Genomic DNA, 588 nt, shown 5'->3' on the forward strand with positions numbered 1-588 from the left:
CGCCGGGCCCGTGCACCCCGGCGATCCGCTCCAGCTCCCGGTCGGTCTCCCGGACGCCGAGCGAGGCCTCGGCGGCGGGCGGCGGCAGGTCGCGCAGGCCCGCCGGGCCGACGCCGGTACGCAGCCGCTGCGACTCGCCCGACAGCAGACCCACCGCCGCCGGGGCCTCGGCCGGGCCCAGTGCGCGCAGGCAGTCCGCGAGCAGCGCCGTCTTGGCCCGCCGTCCGGGCTCGGCGGCGACGGCACGGGACGTCTGGGCCAGGTGCCGCAGCCGCATGGCGCTCCTCGGGTGGTGCGTGGCCGGGCGTCCAGGATCGGCCACCCGACCGGCCGGCGCACGGCGGGGGGGCGCGTCCGTACCGCGCCGGAGTGGAGTGCGCGGGCGGCCGGTCTTGGCCGTGGTGGAGTTCGGCGCGGAGCCGATGGCCCGTCATGCTGGCGCCACACCGCGGCCCGGCGACCCCGGGGCCCGCCCGACCGAGGGAGACCGAGTTGACCACCACGACCCGCTGGAGCGGGGGGGGGGGCGGGGCGCCGGGCGACACCCCCCACCCCCCCCGACCACACAACAGGCTCTCGCGAGTGCCC

General features: G+C 80.4%; 1 pseudogene. It reads right to left on the reverse strand.

Features of this window, described 5'->3' with window-relative positions:
* A pseudogene (locus tag ACFV6I_RS32405) lies at positions 1-277 on the reverse strand (ATP-dependent DNA ligase); the annotation flags it as partial.
* Between the last annotated feature and the right edge of the window lie 311 nt (positions 278-588).

Origin of the sequence: Kitasatospora sp. NPDC059803 (assembly GCF_042732255.1) — a bacterium.
GTDB lineage: Bacteria > Actinomycetota > Actinomycetes > Streptomycetales > Streptomycetaceae > Kitasatospora.